Source organism: Ruegeria sp. AB5 (genome assembly GCF_056542645.1).
Genome location: NZ_JBQGAE010000047.1, coordinates 1 through 3,000, shown reverse-complemented (window position 1 = coordinate 3,000; position 3,000 = coordinate 1). Strand labels below are relative to the sequence as shown.

Sequence of the window (3,000 nt, the reverse complement as noted above, 5' to 3'; positions counted from 1 at the left end):
CCGGCATTTAGTATCACGCGGTTAGGCCTTCTGGTTCTGGCAGTTGGTTTGCGCGGCAGCAGGCGGTGAGTGTGTTGGCCAGCAGGCAGGCGATGGTCATCGGGCCGACGCCGCCCGGAACCGGGGTGATTGCGCCCGCGCGCGCGGCGGCGCTGGCGTAGTCCACGTCTCCGACCAGCTTGGTCTTGCCATCGCTTTCGATCCTGTTGATGCCGACGTCGATGACGGTGGCGCCTTCCTTGATCCAGTCGCCCGGAACCATCTCGGGGCGGCCCACGGCGGCCACAACGATGTCGGCGCGGCGCACGACATCCGGCAGGTCCTTGGTGCGCGAATGCGCGATGGTCACGGTGCAGCTGTCACCCAGCAGCAGTTGCGCCATCGGCTTGCCGACGATGTTCGACCGGCCGATCACAACCGCATCCAAGCCCGACAGCGACCCGTGATGGTCCCGCAGCATCATCAGGCAGCCCAGCGGCGTACAGGGCACCATCGATTTCTGACCGGTCCCCAGCAGACCCACATTCGAGATGTGGAACCCGTCAACATCCTTGGCCGGGTCGATCGCGTTGATCACCAGATCCTCGTTCAGATGCTTGGGCAGGGGCAGTTGCACCAGAATACCGTGCACCGCCGGATCGGTGTTCAGCTTGTCGATCAGGGCCAGCAGATCCGCTTCGGACGTGTCCACATCCAGCTTGTGCTCGTACGAGTTCATGCCGACCTCGACGGTCATCTTGCCTTTGGACCGGACATAGACCTGGCTGGCCGGATCCTCGCCCACCAGAACCACGGCCAGACCGGGGGTGATGCCGTTTTCCTCTTTCAGCTTTGCAACCTGATCGGCCACCTGCGCGCGCACTTTGGCGGCAAAGGCCTTCCCGTCGATAACCTGCGCTACCATCCTTTGGTCCCTTCCTTCAAAACCCAAACGGGCGCAGAACGCGCCCGGTCTTTACTCGGGGCCGAGCACACGTTCCTCACGTGCAATCGACCAGTCAATCAGAATGCGCCAGAGCTTTTCGGCAAGATCGGGGTCCATCCCCGCCGCTTCCGAACTGGCGCGCACCTTTTGCACCACGTCCTCGACCCGGTCCGGGATACGGGCGGGCAGGCCCTCGCCCGGCTTCAGCTCAGACGCGCGATCAATATAGCTTGCGCGCCTCACCAGCATCTCGATCAGCTGGCGGTCCAGCTTGTCGATCTGAACCCGCAGATCCTGCATCGAATGGCAGTCTTGCGGCGGTGTCAGAGTGGGCATGTTCGTCTCCTCATGGCCCGGGGCACTCCCCGGACCACGAGATGTCTTATTCGGCGGCTTAGAACAAGCCTTCGATCTCACCTGCGTCATTGAGGCAGATGGTTTCGGCTGCCGGCTTGCGCGGCAGACCAGGCATGGTCATGATCTCACCGCAGACAACCACGATAAAGCCCGCGCCCGCGCTCAGGCGCACCTCGCGCACCGGAACCGAATGGCCGGTGGGCGCGCCGCGCAGGGACGGGTCGGTCGAGAACGAATACTGGGTTTTCGCCATGCAGACCGGCAGGTTGCCATAGCCCGCCTCTTCCCACTCGCGCAGCTGGTTGCGGATCTTGTTGTCGGCCAGAACCTCGTCCGCGCGGTAGATGCGCTTGGCAATGGTCTCGACTTTCTCGAACAGTGGCATGTCGTCGGGGTAGATCGGCGCAAAGTTCGCAGTGCCGCCTTCGACGATTTCCACAACCTTCTCGGCCAGCGGAGCCGAGCCTTCCGAGCCCAGTTCCCAGTGCCGCGACAGAACCGCCTCGACCCCGTGTTCACCGCAATAGTCCTTCACGGCCTGCACTTCACCGTCGGTATCGGTGACAAAGTGGTTGATGGCCACAACAACCGGCACACCAAAGGATTTCACGTTCTCGATGTGACGGCCCAGGTTGGCACAGCCCGATTTCACGGCATCGACATTCTCTGCACCCAGATCGGCCTTGGCCACACCGCCATTCATCTTCATCGCGCGCACGGTGGCAACCAGCACCACAGCCGACGGCGCGATGCCTGCCTTGCGGCATTTGATGTTCATGAACTTCTCGGCGCCGAGATCGGCACCAAAGCCCGCCTCGGTCACGACGTAGTCAGCCACTTTCAGCGCGGTCTTGGTGGCAATGACCGAGTTGCAGCCATGCGCGATGTTGGCGAACGGGCCGCCATGGACAAAGGCCGGGTTGTTTTCCAGCGTCTGCACCAGGTTCGGCTGCATTGCGTCTTTCAGCAGCACGGTCATCGCGCCTTCGGCCTTGATGTCGCGGCAATAGACCGGGGTTTTGTCGCGGCGGTAGGCAACGATGATGTCACCCAGACGCTTTTCCAGGTCTTTCAGGTCGTTGGCCAGGCAGAGGATCGCCATGACTTCGGACGCAACGGTGATGTCAAAGCCAGCCTCACGCGGGAACCCGTTCGACACGCCGCCCAGAGACGCCGTGATCTGACGCAGCGCCCGGTCGTTCATGTCGACCACACGACGCCATGCAACGCGGCGGGTGTCGATCTCGGCTTCGTTGCCCCAGTAGATGTGGTTGTCGATCATCGCCGACAGCAGCGAGTGCGCGCTGGTGATGGCGTGAAAGTCACCGGTGAAGTGCAGGTTCATCTCCTCCATCGGAACAACCTGCGCATATCCACCACCTGCAGCGCCGCCCTTCATGCCGAAGTTCGGGCCCAGCGAGGCTTCGCGGATACAAATCATCGCGTTCTTGCCGATACGGTTCAGACCGTCACCCAGACCCACGGTGGTGGTGGTCTTACCCTCACCCGCAGGGGTCGGGTTGATCGCGGTCACAAGGATCAGCTTGCCGTCTTCACGACCCTGAACCGAGTTGATGAAGTCCTGGCTCACCTTCGCCTTGTCATGCCCATAGGGCAGAAGATCGGCAGTCTCGATGCCAATCCTGGCACCAATCTCCTGAATCGGCTTCTTGTTCGCTTCGCGGGCGATTTCGATATCGGATTTGTAACTCATTGGG

At 61.9% G+C, this 3,000-nt stretch carries 3 protein-coding genes; all 3 read right to left on the bottom strand.

Features of this window, described 5'->3' with window-relative positions; all coding sequences use genetic code 11:
• Window positions 1–13: 13 nt before the first annotated feature.
• From folD to ACR0L4_RS23405, 3 genes are read right to left on the bottom strand one after another with little or no spacing between them, the layout of a single operon-like run.
• Entirely contained in the window at window positions 14–904 is an 891-nt protein-coding gene (folD, locus tag ACR0L4_RS23415; RefSeq protein ID WP_480515603.1) for a bifunctional methylenetetrahydrofolate dehydrogenase/methenyltetrahydrofolate cyclohydrolase FolD, read from the bottom strand.
• Window positions 905–955: 51 nt separating this feature from the next.
• Window positions 956–1,261, bottom strand: a complete 306-nt coding sequence (locus tag ACR0L4_RS23410) for a chorismate mutase (RefSeq protein WP_170752588.1) — start codon at window positions 1,259–1,261, stop codon at window positions 956–958.
• A 58-nt stretch (window positions 1,262–1,319) separates the two neighbouring features.
• Entirely contained in the window at window positions 1,320–2,996 is a 1,677-nt protein-coding gene (locus ACR0L4_RS23405) for a formate--tetrahydrofolate ligase (RefSeq protein ID WP_170752590.1), read from the bottom strand.
• Window positions 2,997–3,000: the final 4 nt, after the last annotated feature.

Bases quoted from the DNA above. Each gene is read 5' to 3' on its own strand.
- folD (WP_480515603.1), bottom strand. From the start codon at position 904: ATGGTAGCGCAGGTTATCGACGGGAAGGCCTTTGCCGCCAAAGTGCGC.
- ACR0L4_RS23410 (WP_170752588.1), bottom strand. From the start codon at position 1,261: ATGCCCACTCTGACACCGCCGCAAGACTGCCATTCGATGCAGGATCTG.
- ACR0L4_RS23405 (WP_170752590.1), bottom strand. From the start codon at position 2,996: ATGAGTTACAAATCCGATATCGAAATCGCCCGCGAAGCGAACAAGAAG.